This window comes from Janthinobacterium sp. J1-1 (assembly GCF_030944405.1).
Classification (GTDB): Bacteria; Pseudomonadota; Gammaproteobacteria; order Burkholderiales; family Burkholderiaceae_D; genus Janthinobacterium.
In genome coordinates, this window is sequence record NZ_CP132339.1 from 4048489 (window position 1) to 4072724 (window position 24236).

27 protein-coding genes are annotated in these 24236 nt (G+C 64.1%); 11 read left to right on the forward strand and 16 right to left on the reverse strand.

Translation table 11 applies throughout. The features are described 5' to 3' along the window. Positions 1-66 precede the first annotated feature (66 nt). Positions 67-936, reverse strand: a complete 870-nt coding sequence (locus tag Q8L25_RS18515; RefSeq protein ID WP_308920767.1) for a LysR family transcriptional regulator — start codon at positions 934-936, stop codon at positions 67-69. Positions 937-1069: 133 nt separating this feature from the next. On the opposite strand from Q8L25_RS18515, the gene Q8L25_RS18520 reads away from it, so the two are divergent. Beyond that, positions 1070-1759 (forward strand): PHB depolymerase family esterase, encoded by a 690-nt coding sequence (locus Q8L25_RS18520; protein ID WP_308920768.1) that lies wholly within the window; start codon positions 1070-1072, stop codon positions 1757-1759. 1 nt (position 1760) lies between these two features. Here the strand turns inward: Q8L25_RS18520 and Q8L25_RS18525 are convergent, their stop codons facing one another. Continuing rightward, positions 1761-2516: an IclR family transcriptional regulator gene (locus Q8L25_RS18525; RefSeq protein ID WP_308920769.1), complete on the reverse strand. Its 756-nt coding sequence runs from the start codon at positions 2514-2516 to the stop codon at positions 1761-1763. A 65-nt stretch (positions 2517-2581) separates the two neighbouring features. Between Q8L25_RS18525 and Q8L25_RS18530 the strand changes: the two genes are divergently transcribed. The 6 genes from Q8L25_RS18530 (at position 2582) to Q8L25_RS18555 (ending at position 7138) form a co-directional block, all read left to right on the forward strand. After that, entirely contained in the window at positions 2582-3148 is a 567-nt protein-coding gene (locus Q8L25_RS18530; RefSeq protein WP_308920770.1) for a cytochrome b, read from the forward strand. A 143-nt stretch (positions 3149-3291) separates the two neighbouring features. Then, positions 3292-4758 carry an iron-containing redox enzyme family protein gene (locus tag Q8L25_RS18535; protein WP_308920771.1) on the forward strand — a complete coding sequence of 489 codons (1467 nt, stop codon included), beginning with the start codon at positions 3292-3294 and terminating at the stop codon, positions 4756-4758. A 151-nt stretch (positions 4759-4909) separates the two neighbouring features. Further along, the gene (locus Q8L25_RS18540) at positions 4910-5587 is read left to right on the forward strand and encodes a CsgG/HfaB family protein (protein WP_308920772.1); all 678 of its coding nucleotides are present in this window, start codon (positions 4910-4912) and stop codon (positions 5585-5587) included. Between the two features lie 11 nt (positions 5588-5598). Further along, the gene (locus Q8L25_RS18545; protein WP_308920773.1) at positions 5599-5955 is read left to right on the forward strand and encodes a DUF4810 domain-containing protein; all 357 of its coding nucleotides are present in this window, start codon (positions 5599-5601) and stop codon (positions 5953-5955) included. Then, the gene (locus Q8L25_RS18550) at positions 5952-6614 is read left to right on the forward strand and encodes a DUF799 domain-containing protein (protein WP_308920774.1); all 663 of its coding nucleotides are present in this window, start codon (positions 5952-5954) and stop codon (positions 6612-6614) included. Before Q8L25_RS18545 ends, Q8L25_RS18550 begins: the two co-directional genes overlap by 4 nt. A gap of 92 nt (positions 6615-6706) precedes the next feature. Beyond that, positions 6707-7138: a hypothetical protein gene (locus Q8L25_RS18555; RefSeq protein ID WP_308920775.1), complete on the forward strand. Its 432-nt coding sequence runs from the start codon at positions 6707-6709 to the stop codon at positions 7136-7138. Positions 7139-7169: 31 nt separating this feature from the next. On the opposite strand, the gene Q8L25_RS18560 is transcribed toward Q8L25_RS18555, so the two are convergent. Both Q8L25_RS18560 and Q8L25_RS18565 read right to left on the reverse strand, forming a co-directional pair. Beyond that, positions 7170-7955 carry an NYN domain-containing protein gene (locus tag Q8L25_RS18560; protein WP_308920776.1) on the reverse strand — a complete coding sequence of 262 codons (786 nt, stop codon included), beginning with the start codon at positions 7953-7955 and terminating at the stop codon, positions 7170-7172. A gap of 131 nt (positions 7956-8086) precedes the next feature. Then, positions 8087-9097 carry an AraC family transcriptional regulator gene (locus tag Q8L25_RS18565; RefSeq protein WP_308920777.1) on the reverse strand — a complete coding sequence of 337 codons (1011 nt, stop codon included), beginning with the start codon at positions 9095-9097 and terminating at the stop codon, positions 8087-8089. Between the two features lie 61 nt (positions 9098-9158). Between Q8L25_RS18565 and Q8L25_RS18570 the strand changes: the two genes are divergently transcribed. After that, positions 9159-10424: an MFS transporter gene (locus tag Q8L25_RS18570; protein WP_374694183.1), complete on the forward strand. Its 1266-nt coding sequence runs from the start codon at positions 9159-9161 to the stop codon at positions 10422-10424. 29 nt (positions 10425-10453) lie between these two features. On the opposite strand, the gene Q8L25_RS18575 is transcribed toward Q8L25_RS18570, so the two are convergent. After that, on the reverse strand, positions 10454-10870 hold the full coding sequence (locus Q8L25_RS18575) for a hypothetical protein (protein ID WP_308920778.1): 417 nt from the start codon (positions 10868-10870) through the stop codon (positions 10454-10456). A gap of 151 nt (positions 10871-11021) precedes the next feature. Between Q8L25_RS18575 and Q8L25_RS18580 the strand changes: the two genes are divergently transcribed. Continuing rightward, a complete protein-coding gene (locus tag Q8L25_RS18580) occupies positions 11022-11588 on the forward strand; it encodes a TMEM175 family protein (RefSeq protein ID WP_308920779.1) in 567 nt (188 codons plus the stop codon). Positions 11589-11607: 19 nt separating this feature from the next. Next, positions 11608-11874 carry a UBP-type zinc finger domain-containing protein gene (locus Q8L25_RS18585; RefSeq protein WP_308920780.1) on the forward strand — a complete coding sequence of 89 codons (267 nt, stop codon included), beginning with the start codon at positions 11608-11610 and terminating at the stop codon, positions 11872-11874. Positions 11875-11896: 22 nt separating this feature from the next. Here Q8L25_RS18585 and Q8L25_RS18590 read toward each other — a convergent pair whose 3' ends face one another. The 9 genes from Q8L25_RS18590 to Q8L25_RS18630 all read right to left on the reverse strand — a co-directional run bounded on the left by Q8L25_RS18590 (position 11897) and on the right by Q8L25_RS18630 (position 21263). Beyond that, on the reverse strand, positions 11897-12958 hold the full coding sequence (locus tag Q8L25_RS18590) for a maleylacetate reductase (RefSeq protein WP_308920781.1): 1062 nt from the start codon (positions 12956-12958) through the stop codon (positions 11897-11899). 2 nt (positions 12959-12960) lie between these two features. Continuing rightward, positions 12961-13323, reverse strand: coding sequence for a Dabb family protein (locus Q8L25_RS18595; protein WP_308920782.1), 363 nt, complete (start codon positions 13321-13323; stop codon positions 12961-12963). Positions 13324-13377: 54 nt separating this feature from the next. Next, complete coding sequence (mmsB, locus tag Q8L25_RS18600; RefSeq protein ID WP_308920783.1) at positions 13378-14586, reverse strand: multiple monosaccharide ABC transporter permease; 1209 nt, start codon at positions 14584-14586, stop codon at positions 13378-13380. A 1-nt stretch (position 14587) separates the two neighbouring features. Then, positions 14588-16117 carry a multiple monosaccharide ABC transporter ATP-binding protein gene (gene mmsA / locus Q8L25_RS18605; RefSeq protein WP_308920784.1) on the reverse strand — a complete coding sequence of 510 codons (1530 nt, stop codon included), beginning with the start codon at positions 16115-16117 and terminating at the stop codon, positions 14588-14590. A 60-nt stretch (positions 16118-16177) separates the two neighbouring features. Continuing rightward, positions 16178-17248 carry a multiple monosaccharide ABC transporter substrate-binding protein gene (gene chvE, locus Q8L25_RS18610; RefSeq protein ID WP_308920785.1) on the reverse strand — a complete coding sequence of 357 codons (1071 nt, stop codon included), beginning with the start codon at positions 17246-17248 and terminating at the stop codon, positions 16178-16180. Positions 17249-17353: 105 nt separating this feature from the next. Beyond that, positions 17354-18442, reverse strand: a complete 1089-nt coding sequence (locus Q8L25_RS18615) for a Gfo/Idh/MocA family oxidoreductase (RefSeq protein WP_308920786.1) — start codon at positions 18440-18442, stop codon at positions 17354-17356. A gap of 18 nt (positions 18443-18460) precedes the next feature. Then, positions 18461-19471 carry an inositol 2-dehydrogenase gene (gene iolG, locus Q8L25_RS18620; RefSeq protein ID WP_308920787.1) on the reverse strand — a complete coding sequence of 337 codons (1011 nt, stop codon included), beginning with the start codon at positions 19469-19471 and terminating at the stop codon, positions 18461-18463. A 31-nt stretch (positions 19472-19502) separates the two neighbouring features. Beyond that, entirely contained in the window at positions 19503-20408 is a 906-nt protein-coding gene (locus Q8L25_RS18625) for a sugar phosphate isomerase/epimerase (protein ID WP_308920788.1), read from the reverse strand. 33 nt (positions 20409-20441) lie between these two features. Further along, positions 20442-21263 carry an intradiol ring-cleavage dioxygenase gene (locus Q8L25_RS18630; protein ID WP_374694314.1) on the reverse strand — a complete coding sequence of 274 codons (822 nt, stop codon included), beginning with the start codon at positions 21261-21263 and terminating at the stop codon, positions 20442-20444. A gap of 199 nt (positions 21264-21462) precedes the next feature. Between Q8L25_RS18630 and Q8L25_RS18635 the strand changes: the two genes are divergently transcribed. After that, positions 21463-22377, forward strand: a complete 915-nt coding sequence (locus Q8L25_RS18635) for a LysR family transcriptional regulator (RefSeq protein WP_308920790.1) — start codon at positions 21463-21465, stop codon at positions 22375-22377. 77 nt (positions 22378-22454) lie between these two features. Here the strand turns inward: Q8L25_RS18635 and Q8L25_RS18640 are convergent, their stop codons facing one another. Further along, positions 22455-22985: a DNA starvation/stationary phase protection protein gene (locus Q8L25_RS18640; RefSeq protein WP_308920791.1), complete on the reverse strand. Its 531-nt coding sequence runs from the start codon at positions 22983-22985 to the stop codon at positions 22455-22457. Between the two features lie 55 nt (positions 22986-23040). After that, positions 23041-24021, reverse strand: a complete 981-nt coding sequence (locus Q8L25_RS18645; RefSeq protein WP_308920792.1) for an MBL fold metallo-hydrolase — start codon at positions 24019-24021, stop codon at positions 23041-23043. Positions 24022-24236: the final 215 nt, after the last annotated feature.

Sequence of the window (24236 nt, forward strand, 5' to 3'; positions counted from 1 at the left end):
CGTGATCGTGCTGTAGCAATTGTCGCATTTCAAACGGATTTGCCGCGTCCGGCTGGCAGTGTCCATTCAGGCCAGGCGTTCCGCAAGATAGTCGATAAAGGTGCGCACCTTGGCCGACAGGTGCTTGCGGCTGGGATACACAGCATGCACGCCCAGTTCGCCCGACTGCCATTGCGGCAACACTTGCACCAGGCGGCCCGCCGCCAGGTCGCCGGCGACGATAAAGCGCGGCTGGAAGATCAGGCCGGCATCGCGCAGCGCGGCCAGGCGTAGGATGTCGCCGTTGTCCGCCTTGATGGGGCCGTTCACGGCGATGCTGGCCATGGCGCCGTCGCCGGTGTTTTCCAGCCGCCACTCGTTGCCGGCGCCGGTCAGGGTATAGCCCAGGCAGGCATGGCCGGCCAGGTCGGACGGCAGTTGCGGCGCGCCATGGCGGGCCAGGTAGGCGGGCGTGCCGCAGACCACGCTGCGTTCGCTGCCGATCTTGCGCGCCACCAGGTCCGATGGCGGCAGGGCGCCGATGCGGATCGCCAGGTCGAAGCCGTCTTCGACGAGGTCGAGCTTGCGGTCGCTGAGCGTAATGTCAAGCTTTACCTGCGGGTAGGCCAGCGCATAGTCGCCGACGATGGCGGCCAGCCGGTGCTGGCCGTAAGCGAGCGGAATCGTCACGCGCAGCAGGCCGCGGGCCGTGCGGGTCAGGCGTGCCGCGCCTTGTTCGGCGTCTTCCACGTCGGCCAGGATCTGCACGCTGCGCTCGTGGAACTCGCGTCCCGTTTCCGTCAGGCTGATGCGGCGCGTGGTGCGGTTGAGCAAGCGCGTGCCCAGGTGCTCTTCCAGCTTTTGCACCTGTTTAGACACCATCGCGCGCGACACGCCCAGCTTGCCGGCCGCCGCCGCAAAGCTGCCGCCATCGACCACCGCCGCGTACATCTTCATTGAAGCGAATACATCCATATTGGCAGGGCTTTCGCGATTGTCAATCAAATGGAAATAGTCTAGCGGTCGCACGCTACTTTATCAACCATATCAAGATGGTTACGATAGGTCTGTCGATAACACAAGGTAAGCGATGAGCGAACAATTGAATCACACCCTGACCGAACCGGTCTCCGGCCTGGTGTACCGGCTGCGCGAGGGCAGTCGCGGCGCGGGCAAGTCGCCCTGTTTGATCCTGCTGCATGGCGTGGGCGCCACTGAACAGGGCTTGATGGAACTGGCGCGCGGCATCGATCCGCGTTTCAGCGTGATCCTGGCGCGCGGCCCGCTGGCACTGGGGCCGATGCAGTTCGCCTGGTTCCGGGTCAGCTTCACGGCAAACGGCCCGGCCATCGATGCGCCGCAGGCCGAGCGGGCGCGCACGACCTTGCTGGCGTTTATCGGGCAGTTGCCGCAAGCGCATGCCATCGATCCGGAGCGCATCTGGATCGCCGGCTTCAGCCAGGGCGGCATCATGAGCGCCAGCGTGGCCCTGAGCGCGCCGCAGCAGCTGGCCGGTTTCGGCATCCTGAGCGGGCGCATCCTGCCGGAAGTGCTGCCGCTGGTCACGCCGGGCAAGCCGCTGGCAGCCTTGCACGCGTTTGTCAGCCATGGCCGCCAGGACCAGGTGCTGGGTCTGCATTTTGCGCATCATGCCAGGCAGGTGCTGGCTGGCCTGAACGTGCGCCTGCAGTACCGGGAGTACGAGGCCGGCCACCGCCTGGAGCCGGCCATGGTGGCCGACTTCGAACAGTGGCTCGTGGCCCGGCTGGCCGACAGCTGAATCAGCCCGGCGGCGTTTGCAGCGCAGCCAGGCTTTGCTCGATCGCCGCGCGCGCCGCCTGCAGCGCTTGCCGTAGCGCGGGCAGGCTCGCTTCGAAGCGCGACGCCGGCGCCGCCACCGAAATGGCCAGCGCCGGCAGGCCCGGCACGCGGATCGCCGTGCCGATCGCGCACACGCCCAGCGCGTGTTCTTCGCGGTCGTAGCTGAAACCGCTGACGCGCGCCAGCGCCAGGTCGGCCAGCAAGGCGGGCAGGGTGGCGATGGTGTGGGACGTCAGCGCAAGCAAGTTGTCTTGCAGCAGGCGTTCGACTTCCGCGTCGCTCATGCTGCCGAGTAAAGCCTTGCCGTTGGCCATCGCATGCAGGCGGCGCGGCTTGTTGGTGATCGGCACCACGCGCAATTCCTGGTCGGACACGATACGGTCGAGAAAGGATACCTCGCTGCCCTGGCGCGTGGAAATATCGACGCTCTCGTGCGTCGCTTCGAACAGCGCTTCCAGGTGGGGCCGCGCCGCCAGCACGATATCGGACTGTGCCAGTTGCGCCAGCCGTCCCAGGCCCCATCCCAGCCGCACGCCCGCGTCGCCGGCCTCCACGAAATCCTCGGCCGCCAGCGCATCGACGATGCGCTGCACGGTCGAGCGCGGCAAGCCCGTCTGTTTTGCCAGCGCACCCAGGCTCATGCCTTCGCGCCCCAGCGCGCGCAGGATGGCGGCCGCCCGCGCAATCACCTGGATGCCACCCGTATCTTTTTGCATGGAATACCTTGTATCGTATGGTGATACACTATTGTATCGTTTAATTTGACTGCCCTAAACACACCATGACCAAGCCCATCGCCACCACGCCGTCCTACCACCCGATCTCGAAATTCCAGCACTGGCTGATGGCGCTGATCTGGATCGCCGCCTGGCTGATCGGCTTTGTGGCCGTGCATTTGCGCGACGAACTGAACCCCCATCACCAGCTGACCTTCTTGCACAAGGCCATTGCCAGCACGGTGCTGTTCCTGACGGCACTACGCCTGCTGTGGCGTTTTACCCATCCGGCCCCGCCGCTGCCGGCCTCGATGTCGCCGGCCATGCAGCGCATGGCGCACCTGGGCCATTATGGCCTGTATGCGGTGGCGCTGATCGCCTTGCCGCTGTCGGGCTGGATGTGGAGTTCGGTGGCCGACAAGCCCATCATGCTGCTGGGCCTGGTGCAATTGCCGCCGCTGGTGGCGCCGGCCCAGGAATATTATGGCCTTGCCAAGCTGGTCCATCAATGGCTGGCCTGGAGCTTCGGCCTGGTGGTGCTGGGCCATGCGGCTGCCGCCATCAAGCACCATGTGATCGACAAGGATGGCGTGCTGATGAGCATGCTGCCTGACTTCCTGCGCAAGAAGTAATTCCTGGCTGTAAGCCTTGTCCCACGCCCGGGCGCGAAGCGTACTGATGTGCGGATGCACCGTCCGTCTTGATAATGGAAGCATACCGGCCGCCGCCCGACTCCCGCAGTCCGGCCAGGCCTCACTTCTTTCAAGGCACGGTCATGCACAGCTTGCTTTCCACCGCAGCACAACCTGTTCAACGCGACTCGGCAGCGCGCCTGCCCGATGCGCGCGCCATCTACGATACCCTCGGCGCACCGGGCCATGCTGCCATGGCGCGCGCCACCGCCCGCCACTATCTGCAGCAGCAACTGCTGGCTGCGGACGATCTGCCCGATGGCTTGCCCGAGCAGCCGGAAAACTTGCTGAACTGGTCGCGCGGCAGCGCCGAACAGGTCGGCGTGGAATACCAGGCCTATCTGGCCGAACGCAAGAATGGCGCACCACGCCGCTTTTTCACCAGCAAGTCGCACGCCCTGTACTTTTTGCGCGCCGCCGCGCCGACCAAGCTGGTCGACGGCTCCTGGCTGTACAGCGCCTTGCAGCAATGGCAGCACCAGCGTTTCCGCGCCCTGATCCAGATCTACCTGGAGGAGCTGGGCGATGGCGTGGAAGAAAAAAACCATGTGGTGCTGTACCAGAAGCTGCTGGCCAGCCATGGCTGCGACGACTGGCAGGACCTGGACGACCGGTATTTCGTGCAGGGCGCCATCCAGCTGGCCCTGGCCCACGACAATGGCAACTTTCTGCCCGAAATCATTGGCTTCAACCTGGGCTACGAGCAGTTGCCCCTGCACCTGCTGATCACCGCCTATGAACTCAATGAGCTGGGCATCGATCCCTATTATTTCACCCTGCATGTGACGGTCGACAACGGTTCGACCGGCCATGCGCGCAAGGCCACTGATGCGGTGCTGCAATTGATGCCGCGCTTCGGCGACAGCAAGGCGTTCTACCGCCGCGTTCGCAACGGTTTTCGCCTGAATGACCTGGGCGCCGGCACCACCGACATTATCGCCGGCTTCGACCTGCGGCAGGAACTGGTGCGCATCCTGTGCGAGAAAAGCGTGGCCGGCAAAAACATGCATTCCGACTATTGCCGCATCGGCGGCAAGAGCATCAACGACTGGCTCGGCGACAAGAGCCAGGTGCCGGAGCTATTGGATAAATTGACCGCCACCGGCTGGATACAGCGCGGCGCACCGGTGGAGGACAGCCGCTTCTGGCGCTTGATCCAGAGCGAGCGGGCGGAAATGTTCGGCGTCTTCAGCCCCTACGAGCAGCAGGTGCTGCGCGACTGGATCGAGTCGCCAGTCGATGGCACCGGCATCGCCGCGCCGCGCATCATGTCGCACCGCGCCGCCATGCGTTCCATCGAAACCCTGGCCGAAGCTCAACCAAGCCCATCGCCGGCCGGCACCCGTGGCGTGTTCCGCCGCCACCTGGGCTTGCGGCAGCCTGGGGAGCAACCTTTCGACGCGGACCTGCGTGCGCTGGAACAGGCCGTGGCGGAGCAGGGCAGCAGGGGGTCGGCCATGGACATGTTGATACCGCTGATGTCGCCGGCCAACCACCATAGCGCGGCGGGGCTGATGGCGACCCGACTGTACCGGCAGTTGCTGGCGTGACTGAAAGAGATGGCCTTGGAAATGTCGCCACCAACGTGACATTTGGTGAGAATTATAATGTAAGTAATAAATTATAATTGCATTAAGGAAATTAACTTGCAAAAAATCACTATGCAAGCGTTTCCTTGACCTCTCACTTCTTAAGGGCATCATGAATAAAAATACCTGCGGCGCGCTGCTGATGGCCGCGCTGATCGGTGGATCGCTGGCCGGTTGCGCCACCGAAACATCGCAAGCCCTCGCTGTTCCTGCGGTCGCCAGTGCCGCCCGCCCTTATGTCGGCCAGCGCACGCTGATCGCCGTCGGCAAGTTCGACAACCGCTCCAGCTTCATGCGTGGCATTTTCTCCGATGGCGTCGACCGCCTCGGCAGCCAGTCGAAAACCATCCTGATCTCGCACTTGCAAGGTACCAACCGTTTCAATGTGCTCGACCGCGACAACTTGGCGGAAATCAAGCAGGAATCGGAATACAAGAAGCAGGCACAGAACATCAAGGGCGCCGATTTTGTCATTACCGGCGACGTGACCGAATTCGGCCGCAAGGAAGTGGGTGACCAGCAATTGTTCGGCATCATGGGCCGTGGCAAGACACAAGTGGCTTACGCCAAGGTATCGCTGAACGTCGTCAATATCGCCACCTCGGAAGTGGTGTATTCGGCCCAGGGCGCAGGCGAGTACAGCTTGTCGAACCGCGAAGTGCTGGGCTTTGGCGGCACCGCCAGCTATGACGCCACCCTGAACGGCAAAGTCCTGGACCTGGCCATGCGCGAAGCGGTCGAGCGCCTGGTGGCCGGCGTGGAAGCGGGCGCACTGCGCAAACAGCAATGATGAAGAACCTTATGAAAAAAGCCGGCGGCATGCTGGCGCTGGCGGCGTGCGTCGCATTGACTGGCTGCGCCACGGCGCCAAAGACCTTGTACCAATGGGACGGCTACCAGCCCCAGGTGTACCAGTACCTGAAAGGCGAAAGCCCGGAGCGGCAGATCGCCGAAATGGAAAAAGCCCTGGCGCTGATCAGTGCCAAGGGCAACAGCGTGCCGCCGGGCTTCCATGCCCATCTGGGCATGTTGTACTCGATCGCCGGCAAGTCCGACCAGGTGGCCACGCAGTTCGAAGACGAGAAAAAACTGTTTCCCGAATCGAGCGCGTATATGGACTTCCTGCTGGGCAAACTGAAAAAAGGTGAGAAATTATGATGTCGCGCTTGAAAAATATCGCCTTGCTGCTGGCGCCTGCCGTACTGATGGTCGGTTGCGCCACCAAGGCGCCATCGTACGACTACACGGCATTCAAGGCCGCCAAGCCGCGCTCGATCGTGGTCTTGCCGCCGCTGAACAATTCGCCGGAAGTCAACGCCGGCAACAGCGTCTACGCGCAAGTGTCGTATCCGCTGGCCGAGGCCGGTTACTACGTGCTGCCGGTGGCCGTGGTCGGCGAGACCTTCAAGCAGAATGGCCTGACCAATGCGGCCGACATCCACGGTGTCGACGTCAAGAAACTCAACGAGATCTTCGGCGCCGACGCCGGCCTGTATATCACCATCGACAAGTACGGCTCGACCTATACCGTGATCGACAGCGTGGCGGTAGTGGCAGTGACGGCCAAGCTGGTCGACCTGAAAAGCGGCACCCTGCTGTGGGAAGGCAAGGCCAGCGCCTCCAACAACGAGGGCGGCAACAACGGTGGCGGCGGGCTGATCGGCGCCTTGGTGGCGGCGGCCGTCAAGCAGATCATCAACAGCACCACCGATGCGGCGCATCCGGTCGCCGGCGTGGCCAATGCGCGCCTGCTGTCGGCCGGCATGACCAATGGTTTGCTGTACGGGCCACGTTCGGTCAAGTACCAAGTACAGTAATGACTGTTACAGTGCTGTCGTAGCGAGAAGCCCCTGTTCGCCAGGGGCTTTTTTAATATCGTGAAAAAATTGCTGATCCACGTTGAAACCATATGAATGAGAACCTTGCCCGCTTGATTTCGGATTACCAGAATAGCGTTCGCGCTGCATTGGTATTGATGAAACGATCTGGAATTCCCATGCCAGATAGCAGTACCGCATGGGCTGGAATGGACATTCCTTTTCGTGGCCAACTTGAAGGCGGTATTTCTTACTTCAAGCATGGCATTGGCTGTGCGGTAGGCCTGGCGACAGGCACGGTAGATTTCGATTTCGGGGACGATGGCGAAATCGACGGTGTTGACCTGGACCGGCTGACAGGATTTGCCAGGTCATCCCTGGAAAAATACGACTTTGAGGCCGAGGATTCATTGGCGCATTGTTTTAAGGCAGCGGTGGCGTCAGGTGCGTTGATATATTCCGGATATATGCTGTATTACCTTGCGAACCGGCCGCGTGCGCTGGCAGTTGATGTGGATGAATGATTGCCATATGGTGCGAGGCCAAGTCCAGGTATTAAGGAACCTTGTGCATCTTCACCTTGCGCATATCCGATAGCCCCACCGTGTGATGGCCGCCCGGCTCCACGGTGACGGTCAGCAGGTCATACGTCCTGACCATGTTCAGCAGGCCGGAATGGCCGAAGTTGGTCGGCGAGAATCCCGAGTCTGTCCGCTTCAGGTATTGTCCCAGCGCGCCCAATCCTACTTTTCCCTCGGCCGCATCGCCGACCAGCAGCCTGACCGCGTCGACCACCAGCAGCGGCTGCAGCTTGACGCCTTCCCTGGGCTTGGCTGGCGCGGGTTCAGGCTGCACCGGCGTCAGGATAACGGGCGCGGCATGCGCCGGGCTGGCGGCAGGCTCTGGCGTCCACTCGAAGAACTGGTCGCTGGCGTTACGCAGCGCCGACGGCGTCTTGGCTTCGCCGACGATGCAGACGGAAGCGCCGCGCTCGCGCAGCTTGCGGCACAGATAGGCGAAATCGGAATCGCTGGTGATCAGGCAGAACACGTCGGCACGCTGGTCGAACATGGCCTCCAGGGCGTCGAGCGCCAGTGCGATATCGGCCGTATTCTTGCCACTGGCATACTGGAATTGCAGGCAGGGCGTGAATGCCTGTTCCACCAGCGCCGCCTGCCATTTGGCGCTCAAGGTCGTATGGTTGCCATAGCCGCGCCGCAAGACCACGCGCCCGAATTGCGCCACCATCCTGAGGGCATACGCCAGGATGGCCGGGCTGGTGTTGTCGCAGTCGACCAGCACGGCGACGCGGGTTTCTGCCACGCTTGAAGGAACACTCATTTGCACCTTTCCATGGTTGGCCAGCTTGCGGCGGTATGCGCAATGCTGTTTGCTTTATTGTAATCGCACCGCGACGCGCGCGACACATCGCCATAGCGTAAATGGCCGAAGTGGCCGCCTGCCTGCGCGGTTCAGGCGCCGTTGCCCGGCTGCGTGCGCCGGCTTACGCCAGGTGTCTGGCCGGTGATGCGTTTGTAGGCGCGGCTGAAGGCGGCCTGGGAGGCGTAGCCCAGGCGCTGCGCCACGGTCTCGACCGGCAGCCGGCCCTGGCCCAGCCACTGGCTGGCCAGGTGCATGCGCAGCTCGGTGGCATAGCGCAGCGGCGGCGTGCCGATCGTCGCCTGGAAGCGTTCGGCGAACGCGGAGCGCGAACTGTGGCATTCGAAGGCCAGTTCTTCCACCGTCCAGTTGCGGCCCGGTTGCCGGTGCAGCGCCAGGATGGCGCGCGCCAGGCGCGGGTCGCGCAGCGCCGCCACCAGGCCGGAAGCATGGTCGCAACCACATTCCACCCAGCCGCGCACGATCATGGCGGCCGCCACTTCGGCCAGGCGCGCCAGGATGCCGGCAAAGCCGACGCGGCCCGAACACACTTCGCTTTTCATGGAGCCGAGAATGGCCGCCAGGCCAGGGTAGCGCTGCCCCATCACATCGGCCACCATCACCTCGGACATCAAGGGCCCCAGGCCTTGCATGCCGCCGAGATCGAATTCCATGCAGCCATAAAACAAGATGGTCCCCGGTGTCATGCCGAGGCTGGGGCAAGCATCGACGGCGTCGACCTTGTCGCCCAGCGGCGAAGCCTGATAGCTGTCGATGCCGATGGCCGGCATGTCGGCGCTCGACAAAAGTTGATGCGCGCCGCCGTGCGGCATCAATACGGCATTGCCTGCCGCCAGCGCATGCACGGTGCCGTCGCTGGTGCGCAGCACGGCCGAGCCGACCGCGAGGAAGTGAAAATAAGCATGACCCGGCCTGGCCTCGAAGTGCAGGCCGAACCGGGCACCGGCCTGCACCCGGCGGTATTGCACGCCGCGCAGGCGCATGTCCGTCAGCAGGGCGCTGATGAGGTCGGAAGATAAGGCGAATACGTCGGTGCGCGTCATTGCCGGGGTTTTGATCAAAAAATGCAGGGTTTCCATCATAGACCATCCGAATCAGCGCGTCTACAGTGAGCGTCTTGTTCAAACCTTGAGGAACCATGCAATGAGCGATTGTATCTGTGATGTATCACCCGGGACCGGGACCGGGACCGGGACCGGCAAGGCTGCTGCCGGCGCCGAACCTGCGGCGCCGGCCTGGATGGCGGTGTTTTCGCTGACGATGGGCGTATTCGGCTTGCTGACGGCGGAATACCTGCCGGCCAGCCTGCTGACGCCGATGGCCGCCGACATGCGGGTGTCGGAAGCACTGGCCGGGCAGGCGGTGACGATCACGGCCGTGGTGGCGCTGTTTGCCGGCTTGCTGGTGCCGCGCCTGACGCGGCGCTTTGACCGGCGCCTGGTGCTGCTGGCCTTTTCCACGCTGATGATCGCGTCGAACCTGCTGGTGGCCCTGTCTTCCAGCCTGGGCGTGTTGCTGCTGATGCGCATGCTGCTCGGTGTCGCCCTCGGCGGTTTCTGGAGCATGGCGGCGGCGGTGGCGATGCGGCTGGTGCCGGCCAGGCTGCTGCCGCGCGCGCTATCTATCATTTTCAGTGGCATCGCCGTGGGAACCGTGGTGGCGGTGCCGCTGGGCAGCTATCTTGGCGGCCTGTACGGCTGGCGCAGCGCATTTTTTGCCGCCAGCGCTATCGGCGTGGTCACCCTGGCATTCCAGTGGCTGACCTTGCCGCAGCTACCGGCCCGCCCGACGGCCGGGCACGGCACGGTAATGGGCCTGCTGCGCCGTCCCGGCATTGCCGTGGGCATGCTGGGCTGCGTGCTGGCGCATACCGGACACTTCGCCCTGTTTACCTATATCCGGCCCTTCCTGGAAACCACGGCACATGTCGCACCTGACACCCTGGCCCTGATGCTGCTGGGTTTTGGCCTGGCCAACTTTGCCGGCACCTTGCTGGCCGGGCAGTTGATGCAACGCAGCCTGCGCCTGACCCTGGTGCTGATGCCGGCGCTGGTGGGCGTCGCCGCGCTGGCGCTGGTACTGTTGCCGGCCTCGCTGGCCGGACAGGCCTTGCTGATGGCGATCTGGGGCCTGGCGTTTGGCGGCGTGCCGGTGGCCTGGTCGAACTGGGTGGCGCGCGCCCTCCCGGACCAGGCGGAAAGCGCCGGTGGCATGGTGGTGGCGTCGGTACAGTCCGCCATCGCGGCGGGGGCAGCGGCCGGAGGCGCCATGTTCAGCATCAGCGGCATCGCCGGCGTCTTCATGGCCGCCGGCGCCTTGATGCTGCTGGCGGCGCTGCTGATCGCGCTGCGCGTCAGGGTGCCCGCTGCGCAGGCTGGTGCGAACGCGGGCGCGGCGCTGCATGGCTGATCTGCCTGAAGCGGCAGGGCAGGGAAGGTTCAAGCCTTGCCCGGCGCCGCAATCGAACTGAGCAATTTTCTGACGGCGCCATGCGCCATGACGATCTCCGGCGCGTCGTGCAGCAGCGCGTTGTATTTGGCCTGGAACTCCTTGTCGCCGTCTTCCGACGGGCCGATCAGCGCTTCGAGCGCGCGGCGGTAGGTCAGGGCGACCGCCGCGGTGACCGGTTCCGGCTCGTCCAGGCGCTCGTCCATCTGCGCCATCAGGCCCGACAATTTCTGCAGCCAGGCGAAATGCGGGTGGTTGGTGACCAGTTGCAGCAGTTCCAGCGGGCTGCCGACGGCGCCGAAGTACTGGGTTTCCACGTTGATCAGGTGTTTGTGCAGGTCGCGCAGGGCGCGCGCCAGGGCGATCAGGCGGGCGCGTTCGGCCAGGTCGTTGTCGAGAGAGGTCATGCGTGGCTCCATGGGTGGCGGTGCCTCAGTGTAGCGGCAATTGCGGCTTTTTTGTCCCTGTCTTTGGGTCAGGCGGAACCTGCATACTGGTCTTCCGGCAGGCGGCAAGCGCGCGTTTTCGCGCTAGCATGGTTCATTTGCCCCCGACATCATGAACAAAAGCCGCCTGGAAGCGTTTACCGATGGCGTGGTCGCCATCGCGATCACCATCATGGTGCTGGCGCTGAAGGTGCCCAGCGGGCCGCACTGGACCGAGGTGCTGGAGCTGGCGCCGGTGCTGTGCGCCTACCTGCTCAGCTTTGTGTATGTCGGCATCTACTGGGTCAACCACCATCACGTGCTGCAGCTGGCGCGCCAGGTCAACGGGCGCATACTGTGGACCAATCTGCACCTGCTGTTCTGGCTGTCGCTGGTGCCGCTGGTCACCGCCTGGGCCGGCAATTACCCGCTGACCCCGGCGCCGATGGCCTTGTACGGCGTGGTGCTCCTGATGTGCGCGGTGGCTTTTCGCATGCTGGTACGCTCGCTGGTGGCCAGCGAAGGCCCCGATTCGCCGCTGGCGCAGGCGCTGGGCCATAGCCGCAAGAAGGAATTGTCGATCGCGCTGTACCTGGTGGCGATTGCGCTGTCGCTATGGTATGCGCCGGCCGGCGCCGCCATCTATGTGGCGGTGGCCGTCTTGTGGCTGATACCGCAGCGCAGGAAAGATACACCGTAATCATCCACAGGAGAGCAATATGAGCCAGGCTTGCCAGCATTTGCACGATATCCATACGCGCGGCGCCAATTCCGAAGGCTGCGAGGAGTGCCTGAAACTGGGCGACGATTGGGTCCACCTGCGCGTGTGCATGGTGTGCGGCCATGTCGGCTGCTGCGATGATTCGAAGAACAAGCACGCCACCAAACATTTTCATGCGACCAGGCACCCGATCATCCGCTCCAAGGAGCCGGGCGAGACCTGGGGCTGGTGCTATGTGGACGAGTTGTTCTACGATCCGATCTGACCCTGGCGGCGCAGGCCGGGGCTCAGACAGCAGGGCGCTCGCCGCTCCATGCCCGCTGCAGCAGTGCCCGCAAGGGCGCCGCTTCGACCGGACGCGGGTTCCAGTACGGGTTGGCCAGCGCGGTGGCGCAAGCGTGGTCCAGGCCATCGGCCGGCATGCCGATCTCGCTCAGCGCCTGTGCTATGCCCAGCTCTTGCGACAAGTCGAACATGCCTTGCGCCGCATCGTCGCTGCCCAGCGCGCGCGCGACGCGCCGCATGGCCTCGGGCGCCGCTTTGGCGTTGTAGGCCAGCGCATGGGGCAGGATAATGGCGTGGGTCTCGGCATGCGGCAGGTTGAACGAGCCGCCCAGGGTGTGGCACAGCTTGTGGTGCAGGGCCATGCCCACCTGGCCCAGCACCGTGCCGCACAGCCAGGCGCCATACAGGCAGCTGCCGCGTGCATCGAGGTCCTGCGGGTCCTGGCGCAGCTTGCGCAGGCCGCTGGCCAGCGAGCGTATGCCTTCCTCGGCCATCAGCGACATGACCGGGTTGCCGTCCTGTGCGTACAGCCCTTCGGCCGCATGGGCGATGGCGTTGATGCCGCTCACGAACGACATGGCGGCCGGCAGGCCCCGCGACAGGCGCGGATCGTAGATGACGGTGCGCGGCAGCACTTTGCTGTCGCGGCCCGTGCGCTTGATGCCGTTTTCGGTGATGCCATAGATCGGCGTCATCTCGGAACCCGCATAGGTGGTCGGGATGGCGATGATGGGCAGCGGCGATTCGAGCGCAATCGCCTTGCCCAGGCCGACGGTCGAGCCGCCGCCGATGGCCACCGCGCAGTCGGCGCCCAGGCGCGCCGCCACCGCCACCGCCTCGCGGGCGCTGGCGATCGGCACGTGCATGACGGCGCCCGCATGGATGCCGGCGCAGCGCCTGCCCAGCAGGCCGGCCACCATCTCGGCCTGCTGCGTCTGTTCTCGTGTGCACAGCACCAGCGCCCGGCTGGCGCCCAGCAGTTCGACTTCGCGCTCCACATGCTTGACGCTGTCGAGGCCGAATACCACGCGCGAGGCCAGCGCCGTATAGGTAAAGTCATACATGATCATTCCTCCCTTCGGTTGACGGTGGCGGGGACAGCGTAGTCGACCTGGTGGCGGGCGATGCGGCTGTCGCCCAGCAACTGCTTGACGCGCAGGTGCTCGGGGTGGCTGGCGTAGGCGGCCAGGCTGGCCCGGGAGTCGAAGTCCATGCACAGCACCACGTCGCAGGCATAATCGACCCCGCTCATGTCCAGCCCCACCTCGACGCTGCGCATGCCGGGGATGCGGCCGGCCAGCGCTTCGAACGTGGCCTTGATCAAGTGCGCCGCCGCGTTTTTTTCCTGCGGCGTCTCGCCGCGCACATCCCACATGACGATGTGCCTTACCACAGGCGGGTGCGATCCCGCCGTCGTTGCCTGTTCCATTGCGTATCCAATCGAGCGTGTTGTAAAGGCCGGCGCCTGGCGGCCGGCGCGAAATCAAGCCTTGTTCTTGTTGTAGACATCGAAGAACACGGCCGCCAGCAGCACCAGCCCCTTGATGATCTGCTGGTAGTCCACGCCGATGCCCATGATCGACATGCCGTTGTTCATCACGCCCATGATGAAGGCGCCCACCACCGCGCCCATCACCTTGCCGACGCCGCCCGAGGCCGAGGCGCCGCCGATAAAGCAGGCCGCGATCACGTCCAGTTCGAAGCCGGTGCCCGCTTTCGGCGTGGCGCTGTTGAGCCGCGCCGCGAACACCATGCCGGCCAGCGCCGCCAGCACGCCCATGTTGACGAAGGTGTAGAACACCACGCGCTCGGTGCGCACGCCCGACAGCCGGGCCGCCTTGGCGTTGCCGCCGACGGCGTACACGCGCCGGCCCATGGTGGTGCGGTTCATGACAAAGGTGTAGACGGCGATCAGCAGGCCCATCACCACAAGCACGGTCGGCATGCCGCGATAGCTGGCCAGGATGGCGGACAGGCCGACGACCATGCCGGCCAGGATGGCGTTCTTCAGCACGAACAGATACACAGGGCCGGTGTGCAGGCCATGTTTTTTCGCATTGCCGCGCTGGCGCCAGTCGAGCACGAAAAAGCAGGCGCCGACCAGGCAGCCCAGCAGCATGGACGTCAGCCGCAGCGGCGTGGTGCCCAGCAGCTCGGGGATGAAGCCGGCGCTCAGCAGCGAGAAGCCGGCCGGGAAGGGGCCGATCGACTGGCCTTCGAGCACGACGATGGTCAGGCCGCGAAACACCAGCATGCCGGCCAGGGTGACGATAAACGAGGGCATGTGCCAGAACGCCACCCAATAGCCTTGCGCCGCGCCGATCAGGGCGCCGGCCGCCACGCACAGCAGGGTGGCCGTGACGGGGTCGAGCTGGTAGTTCACCATCAGCACGGCGGCCAGCGCGCCGACAAAGCCGGCGATCGAGCCGACCGACAGGTCGATATGGCCAGCCACGATGACCATCAGCATGCCCAGCGCCATGATCACGATATAGCTGTTCTGCAGCACCAGGTTGGTGAGATTGAGCGACTGCATCAGCACGCCGCCGGTCGACCACTGGAAGAACGCCATGATGAGGATCAGCGAGATCATCAGGCCATAGTCCTGGAAGCCGCGCTTGAGCGCGCCCGTGAAGTGTGCGCCGGGCAGCAGGGCACCCGTGGGCGCGGCCGGTGTCGATAAGGTTGTCATTTCAATTGCCTCCATTTTTTACGATAGCCCGCATGATTTTTTCCTGGCTGGCTTCCTGCGCGCTGAACTCGGCCACGAAGCGGCCCTCGTTCATTACATAGATGCGGTCGCACATGCCCAGCAGTTCTGCCATTTCCGACGAGATCATCACCACGCACTTGCCCTCGGCGACCACCTCGTTGATGATGGAATAGATCTCGTACTTGGCGCCCACGTCGATGCCGCGCGTCGGTTCGTCGAGCATCAGCACCTCGGGCTGCGCATACAGCCATTTGCTGATCACCACTTTCTGTTGATTGCCGCCCGACAGCTTGCCGACCGCCTGCGCGCCGTTCTGGCAGCGGATGCGCAGCTTGCGCAGGAACTCGTGGCCGACCGTCACCTCGCGCTGCTCGTCGATCACCGCATAACTGGCCACGCCGCCCAGGTTGGCCAAGGTGATATTGCGTTCGATCGAGTCGTCCAGCAGCAGGCCGTCGCCCTTGCGGTCTTCCGTCACATAGGCCAGGCCGGCGGCGATCGCTCTGGGCACGCTGGAGACGTTGACCTTTGCGCCGCGCAGAAACACTTCGCCACGGATATCGGCGCCATAGGCGCGGCCGAATATGCTCATCGCCAGTTCCGTGCGGCCCGCGCCCATCAGGCCGGCGATGCCGACCACTTCGCCGGCACGCGCCTCGAAGCTCACGTCATTGACCACCTTGCGTTCGCGGTGCACGGGGTGGCGCACGTGCCAGTTGCGCACTTCGAACACGGGTGCGCCCACATGTGGCGTGCGTTTCGGGTAGCGGTCCGCCATGTCGCGGCCCACCATGGCGCGGATGATGCGGTCTTCGCTGACGCTCTCCGTATGGCAGTCCATGGCGTCGACCGTGGCGCCGTCGCGGATCACGGTGATGGCGTCGGCCACGCGCGAAATCTCGTTGAGCTTGTGCGAGATGATGATCGACGTCACGCCGCGCGATTTGAGTTCCAGCAGCAGGCCGAGCAGGCGTTCGCTGTCGTTTTCGTTCAGGCTGGCGGTGGGCTCGTCGAGGATCAGCAGCCTGACTTCCTTCGACAGCGCCTTGGCGATTTCCACCAGCTGCTGCTTGCCCACGCCCAGGCGGCCGATCGGCGTGTCCGGGCTGTCGCTCAAGCCGACTTTGTCGAGCAGCTGGCGCGTCTTCGCATACGACATGGCCCAGTCGATCACGGTGCCGCGCGCCTGCTCGTTGCCGAGGAAGATATTCTCGGCAATCGACAGCATCGGCACCAGCGCCAGTTCCTGGTGGATGATGATGATGCCCAGCGTTTCGCTGTCGTGGATCGAGGCGAAGCGCCGTTCTTCGCCCGCGTAGCACACCGCGCCGTCGAAGGAGCCGTGCGGATAGACGCCACTGAGGATCTTCATCAGGGTCGACTTGCCGGCGCCGTTTTCGCCGCAGATGGCGTGGATCTCGCCCTGCCGCACCGTCAGGTTGACGTTGTTGAGCGCTTTCACGCTGCCGAAGCTTTTCTGTATGCCCCGCATTTCAAGGATGGCTTGCATGGTTTTCTCGCTGTTGTCCGCCAGGCGCGATCTGGCCGCGCCTGGCAAAGTGGGTGGCGCTTACTTCAGCTGCGCTTCGGTGTAGAAGCGGCTGCGCGTGACCAGCACATCCTTCCAGTTGCCGGCATTGACCAGCACCGGCGCCACCAGGTAGGTCGGCACGATCTTCACGCCGTTGTTGTAGTTCTTCGTGTCGTTCACCTGCACCTGCTTGCCGGCCAGCGAGTCGGCGACGATGTCGGCCGTGCGCGCTGCCAGTTCGCGCGTATCCTTGAACACGGTGGTGGTCTGGTCGCCGCGGATGACGGCCTTGATGTTGGGGATGTCGGCATCCTGGCCCGTAATGACCGGCATTTTTTGCTGGCCGCTGCCGTAGCCGACGCCCTTGAGCGAGGAGATGATGCCGATCGCCACGCCGTCATTGGGCGACCACACCGCGTCGACGCGGCCGTTGCTGTAGAAGGCGCTCAGCAGGTTGTCCATGCGCGACTGCGCCGTGGCGCCGTCCCAGCGGTAGACCGAGACTTTTTCGATCGCCACCTGCTTGCTGCGGATGACCATCTTGCCGCTGTCGATATAGGGTTTCAGCACGGCCATGCCGCCGCCATAGATCTTGTGCGCGTTGTTGTCGTCGATCGAGCCGGCGAAGACCTCGACATTCCACGGCGTCTTGCTGCCGCTCTTGTCGTAGGCGCTGGTGATGCTTTGCGCCTGCAGCACGCCGACCTGGGCGTTGTCGAAGGTGGCGTAGTAATCGACCTTGGCCGTCTGCGTGATCAGGCGGTCGTAGGAGATGATCTTGATGCCCCTGCTGCTGGCGTTCTGCAGCACTTCGGACAGCGTCTTGCCGTCGATGGGGGCGATCACCAGCGCCTTGACGCCCTTGGTGATCATGTTCTCGATCTGGCTGACCTGGGTCGGCACATCGTAGTCGGCGTACTGCAGGTTGGCCGCATAGCCCTTGGCTTTCAGCGCGGCGACCATGTTCTGGCCGTCGCTGATCCAGCGCGCTTCGGTCTTGGTCGGCAGCGAAATGCCGATGGTGCCCTTGTCCTGGGCCAGGGCGGGGGAGGAGGCCACCAGCGCGGCGGTGAACGACAGTGCCATGACGGCGTGGTTAATCAGTTTCATCTTGCGTCTCCGTATAGTTATGTGGGCGTGCCGGAATTTCAGGGCGAACGCTGCCAGCGAACCTCGCGGGAGGTTCGGCACAGGGTGCTGGCAGCGTGGTGAAAATCAGTCGATAAAGACTTCCGCGCCGGCCTGCTTGCTGGACGCAAACATGGCTTCGATGACGCGGCTGATGTTGTAGGCCTGGCTGGCCGGGACGACCGATGGCGCGCCCGTGCGCAGAGCGTGGAAGAAGGCGTTCGCCTCGCGGTCGAAATACACGGGATTGCCGATTTCGGCCAGTTCCGGCGAATACTCGGTTTTTTTGGTGGCCCAGATTTCAGGGAAACTGGTCTCCTGCCATTCGGTCCAGCCGGCCGGGCGCGAGCCCTTGCCCGAGTCGTAGACCTTGTAGCTGGCCGGCAGCGAACGCGAGGACATGATGCCTTCCGTGCCGTAGGCCGTGATGTCCCAGCTTTCCGTCCATGGCAGCACGTCCCACGACATGAAGTCGAGCACCACCACCTTGTCGTCGTAATTGAGCACGGCGCCGGCGGCATCCTCGCGCGACTCGTCGCCACGGAAATTGGCGAACTTGGTGATGCGCGCATTGACCGATTTCGGCACGCCGAAGTGCAGCAGGATGCGGTCGACCAGGTGGCAGCCGATCACGAACATGGCGCCGCCGATGTCGCCCGGCTGCGTCATGTGGCTGGTGGCCGCCTCGTCATGCGAGCAGCCGCCATGGGCGCGCACCTGCACCACCTTGCCCAGGCGGCCCGACGTCAAGGCTTCCTGCATCGCGTCGACCGACGGCGCGAAACGCCAGCAATAGCCCACCTGCAGCAGGCCGCCCGTGCGCTCGACCACCTGCACGATGCGGCTGGCGTCCTGCGCGCCGCGTCCGGCCGGCTTTTCCACCAGCACCGCCTTGCCGGCCTCCAGCGCCTCGATCGCCAGGTCGGCCATCTTTTCGCTTTTCGAGTGGATCAGCACCGCGTGCACGGCGGGGTCGCCCAGGATGGCTTCCTTGCTGCGCACTTCCAGCCCCAGCGCCTCGACAAACGGCTGCAGCAGCGGGCTGTTGTCCCAGGCGCCCATCATTTTGGCGTCAGTACGGCGCTGGATGGCTTTCACGCGGCCGGAGGTGTGCGGGTGGGTGACGCCCAGGCAGGCAATCCCGGCCACCTGGTTCTGCGCAAGTTGGTAAGTCATGTCGTCTCCTTCGATCGATTATTCACGCGACAGGCTGGACACCGTCACCGTCAGCCCCGTGCGCGCCGATTCCACGGCGCACTCGGCCAGCAGCAGCGCCTGCAGGCCATCCTGGATGGTGACCGGCATGGCCGACTTGCCGGCCAGCGCGTCGACAAAGGCCGTCATTTCATTGCGGTAGGCGTCGACATAGCGCTCCAGGAAGAAGTTCAGCAGCGGTTCGCGCGCGTCGGTGGCGTCGGCCGTCCAGCGCCGCGCCGTCGATGGGCGCAGGTTGTCCTGCAACAGCATGCCTTTCGAGCCCGACACTTCGAAGCGCTGGTCGTAGCCATACACGGCTTCGCGGCAGCAGTTGATCTGGCACTGCTTGCCCGACGCCGTCTGCAGCAGCACCATTACGGTATCGTAGTCGTCCAGTTCGGCCAGCGAGCTGTCGACCAGGCGGCTGCCGATGGCCGTCACCTGAACCGGCTCCTCGCCCAGCAGCCAGCGCGCAAAATCGAGGTCGTGGATCACCATGTCGCGGAAGATGCCACCCGAATGCAGCACGTACTCGCGCGGCGGCATGCCGGGGTCGCGGCTGCTGATGATCACCTGGCGCACCTCGCCCACTTCACCCGCATCGATGGCCTTGCGGAAGGCCTGCGAGGTGGGGTCGAAGCGGCGGTTAAAGGCCAGCATCACGCGCCCGTCCAGGCGCAGCACTTCAGCGGCAGCGGCGCGCGATTTTTCCAGGTCCAGGTCGATCGGTTTTTCGCACAGCACGGCCTTGCCCTGGCGCACCGCGCGCAGCATGTAGGTGATATGGGTGTCGGTCGGCGTGCCGATGACGATGGCGTCGATGTCGTCGCGGTCGATCAGGGCCGCGCAATCGGTGGACGCTTCGCAGCCATGCTTGCTGGCCAGCGCCTGCGCCGCCGCTTCGATGGGGTCGGCCACGGCCACCAGGATGGCGTTGGGATTGGCGGCCACGTTGGCGGCGTGGATTTTGCCGATGCGGCCGGCGCCCAGTACTGCGATTCTGATCATGCTTGTCTCCAGTTGGTGTTGTTGTCGTTGCTTATTGAGCTGCTTGTTTTGCCTTGCGTGCTTCCAGCGCCGCGAATTGCGCCATCGTCGTGTCGAAGGCGCGCTGCGCCATCACCTCGAGCGGCAGGCGGCGGTAGGATTCGGAAATCATCTCGACGCCGTAGTATTTGCCCGTGTAGCCGGCCTGCTGCACCGCGCCGATAAAGCCGGGAATGTCATAAAAGCCTTCGCCGCACAGCTGGCGGTTGAAACGGGTGTCCTCGAACAGGGTACCCACCACTTTTTCGTCGGCGTCGTCCAGTTCCACCGACTTGATGAAGCGGGCCGGGATGGCGGCCACCTTGTCGAAGCCGTCGCCGCTGCGCACCACGTGCCAGCTGTCGACCGTCAGGCCGCCGTTGTGCTGGTCGGCCGCCTGCACGATGGCCAGGCCGTCCGCTATATTGCGGACGATGGAAAACGGCATGAATTCCAGCGACACGGTGGCGCCGATGCCGTCGATCTCTTCGCACAATCTGGCAAATTCGGCCGCCATGCGGGGAAAATCGGCCGGGCCCGGGTCGGCGAAGCTGGCGCAGACCTTCAGGTTGCACATGCCCAGCGCGCCACCCAGTTCCAGCACGTCGCGCTTGAACTGGTCGGAACTGGCGCGCAGTTCGCCGTCCTTGTACCAGTCGGCCAGGATCTCCAGTTCGAAATACTTCATGCCATTGTCGGCCAAAATATTGCGCACGCCATGGACGCCAACGCGGGCAATCGTCGCTTTCAGGTCGTCGAGTACCAGGCCCAGGCCTTTCCAGCCCACCCTGGCGGCCGTTTCGGCGCGCGCTTCGAGCGGGAAGGGGCTCACTTCGCTCGGTGAACAGGGGTAGACATCGCCCGCGATGGTCCAGTAGGCGGCCAGTAAATCAATCGGTGATGGTGTCGCTTGCGTCATGCTGTGCTCCGTGGTTCTGAGGTTGGGGTGGGATCAAGGTTGCTGGGGCGCCAGCGTGAAGTTCCAGTCGACGCGCCAGAACGGCGCCGTGGTGCCAAATTTTTCCGCTTGCGCCGCGTCGTCGACCTGCACGAAGTCGGCCACCAGCTCGCGCTTGACGCCGAACACCGTGTCCTGCGCCAGGTAGGGGCAGTCGGGCGTGAAGATATGCGTGATGACGGGCGCGTAGCCGGGCGCCGTGACGATGAAGTGCAGATGGGCGGCGCGGTTCGGATGGCGCCCCAGGCTGGCCAGCAGCTTGCCGACGGGGCCATCGTCCGGGATCGGATAGTGGCGCGGCTTGACCGATTTGAACCAGTAATTGCCGTCCGCGTCGCTGGTGAACACGCCGCGCAGATTGTGTTCGGGCTGGATGCCCTTTTGCTGCACGTCGTAAAAGCCGTCGTCATTGGTCTGCCACACTTCCAGCGTGGCGCCGGCCGCCGGCTCGCCATCGAGTCCCGCGACGCGGCCCAGCACCACCATGGGCTGGCCCTTGCCGTCCTGGCAGATATTTTCTCCCAGCGGGTAATGGGGGGCGTTGGCGATATAGAACGGTCCGAGGATGGTGTTCGGCGTGGCGGCGCTGGGGCGGCGGTGGTTGATGGCGTCGACCAGCATCGACACGCCCAGCACGTCCGACAGCAGGATGTATTCCTGGCGCCAGTCCGAGCACATCTGGCCCGTCTCCGTCAGGAACTGGATGGCCGCCAGCCATTCCTCGTGCGTGGGTTCGACTTCCTTGACGGCGGCGTGCAGGTGGCGCACCAGGGCGCCCATGACCTGGCGCAGCCGTGGGTTGACGTCGGCGCCCATGCGGGCGTTGACGACCTCGGCGGAACCGGCTTCGTCAAAATAGCCGGGCGCGTGCTGCTGCCCGGGTGGGGGTGGCGTTTGCATGACTTGTCTCCTGTCTGTTTTTTTGCTGCTTTTGTATGAAACGAGTATATATTGACTCCATTCGATAAAACAGAGCAGCAAAGGCAAAGTCTTTTGCTAAAAACGGGACAATCGCATGAATCAATTACGGGAAATCGAGTTGTTTGTCGGCGTGGCCGACCTGGGCAGCATCAGCAAGGCGGCCGAGCACCTGGAAATCTCCATTTCGGCCGCCAGCCGCCACCTGATCGCGCTGGAAGAGCGCCTGGGCGTGCAGCTGGTCAAGCGCACCACGCGCCGGCTGTACCTGACCGAGGCGGGCGTCAAGTTCCACCAGCAGTGCAAGACCATACTCGACAGCCTGCGCGAAGCGGAGAACATGGTGACGGCCACCGCCACCAAGCCCACCGGCACCTTGCGCGTCACCGCCTCGCTGTCGTTCTGCCTGCTGCATATTGCGCCGCTGCTGCCCGAATTTAACCGGCAGTATCCCGACATACAGGTGGAAGTGATCGCCGCCAACCGCTATTACGACATCATCGAGAACGGCGTCGATATCGCCATCCGCACGCGCCAGGTGGAAGCGGACAGCAATATCACCATCCGCCGCCTGGCCGAAACGCGCCGCATCCTGGCGGCGGCGCCAGGTTATATCGAGCAGCATGGCATGCCGATCTTGCCGCCCGACCTGCACCGCCACAAGGTGCTGAACTATGCGCTGGCGGCCAGTCCGCGTGAACTGCCGCTCAAACGGGGCAATGAAAAGATCGTCACGAAGATCCGCCCGCTGCTCGAATCGAACGACGGCCAGATACTGCGTCATGCGGCGCTTGCCGGCATGGGCATTCTGGTGCAGCCGAAATACATCGTGTATGACGACCTGGTGGCGGGGCGCCTGGTGCCGGTGCTGGACGACTGGGACTTGCCGCGCCTGACCATCAATATCGCCTTCCAGACGCGGGCCCATATGCCGGCCAAGGACCGGGTCTTTATCGATGCGCTGGTGGAGCGGTTCAGGAAGAATGATTACGAAAGGCTGTGGATTGCCTGAAGCGTCGTAGGTCGCATTGGCGGGGCAGAGCCCCGCGTAATCCGACAACATTGTTGGCGCGGATGGGAGTGTTGAATTTATTTGCCGCTTTGCGCCGCCAGGTGTTCGCCGATAAACCAGCTTTGCAGCTCGTTGCTGCGCACCACCTGGCTGACGATCAGGTCGTTGCTGCCGTCGTCGCCCATGTCGGCGGCGGCGCGCGCCAGCGGACGCGCTTCGAGCAGGATGGTTTCATGCGCGTCGAGCAGGCGCGACAGCTGCGCCAACGCCGATTCGCGGCCGCGCGGGGCGCGCGCGATCGACGACTCGTCGACCACGTCCTGCGCCAACGCGAAAGTGACGCCGCCCAGGGTCTGCACGCGCTCGGCGATGGCGTCCATGATCAGCACTTGTTCGCCATAGTGCTTGTCGAACAGCAGGTGCAACTGGTGGAAGGTGGCGCCGGAAGTCTGCCAGTGGGCCTTTTTATAGGCGTCGCGGATCGCCATGGTGTGGGCCAGCAGGCGGTTCAGCGCGTGTACGCCTTGCGCGCGTACTTCGGCCGACAGGCCGATGCGTACATTGGCCAGGGAACCGAAGTCTTGCAGGATGTCAGGAGAGTTGCTCATGATGTGCTTTCAAAGTGAGTGAAAATGCGGGCCGCGATGGCCCGTGCCAAAAAGATCAAGGTGCTGGCGGCAAGCCGTCGTAGTTGACCGGCAGCCATGTATAGCGCTTGCCGTCCTGGCGCAGATGGCCGAGGCCGGGAAAGGCGATATGCGCGGCGCCGACCAGCACGTGGTCCTTGCCGAGCTTGCCTAACAGCGCCGCGCGCGTGCTGCGCGCCAGGACCTGCTCGCTGTCGTACTGCACCGTGGCTTCCGGGTGCGGCAGCTGCAGCGCCGCCATATGGATGATGTCGCCCCACACCAGCAATTGCTGCTTGCCGCTTTGCACCATATACATGGCGTGGCCGGGTGTATGGCCGGGCGCGGGCATGGCGGTGATGCCGGGTGTCAGTTCGCCATAGCTGGAATAAGGACGGAATCGTTTGGCCGCGATATACGGCGCCGTGCTGGCCACGGCGGCGTCATAAAAGGTGGCGAGAAATGCCGGCCCCTTCGCCTTGCTGGCCGGGTCCAGCCAGTAATCGGCTTCCTGCTGCGACAGGCGCACGGTGGCGTTCGGAAACGCCATCTTGCCGTTGGCGACAATCCCGCCGGCATGGTCCTTGTGCAAATGCGTCAGCAGCACTTCGTCGATTTGTTCGGGCTGGTAGCCGGCGGCGCGCAGATTGTCCAGCAAACGGCCGCAGCAATTACCGTACAGCACGCCGGCGCCGGCGTCGATCAGCACCAGCTTCTTGCCCGTATTGACCAAAAAGGCGTTGATCGAACCCTGCACCGGCGCCGCCAGGTCGGCGTCAACCAGGCCGTGTCGTATCTGGTCCGGCGTGATGCCGCGCATTACCGTGTCGATCGGGAACGCATGCGTGCCGTCGGACAGGGCCGTGATTTCAAACTCGCCCAGCACCATGCGGTACCAGCCCGGTGCCTGCGTGTGCTGCTGCGGCGCGGCCGCGTACACGCTGGTGGCGGGCAGGGCCAATGGCAGCAGCATGGCGCCGGCCAGTAACAAGGAGGGGATGCTTGTCATGCGTTTCATGCGTGTCTTTCTGTGGTGTTGAGCCTGGATGCCATGTTAGCGGCGGGGCGTGCCGAATACGACTATCGGAAGACCAGTCAGGCCGGCGCGGATCAGGAGATGGCCATTGTGCGAAACGGCCGCGCGCTTGCCTAGTCATACGTGGGTATAGGACCAGGCTTGCCTTACACCTTGGTATGGGGTGACATACCTAAGTGTGATTTTCCTCCGCCGGC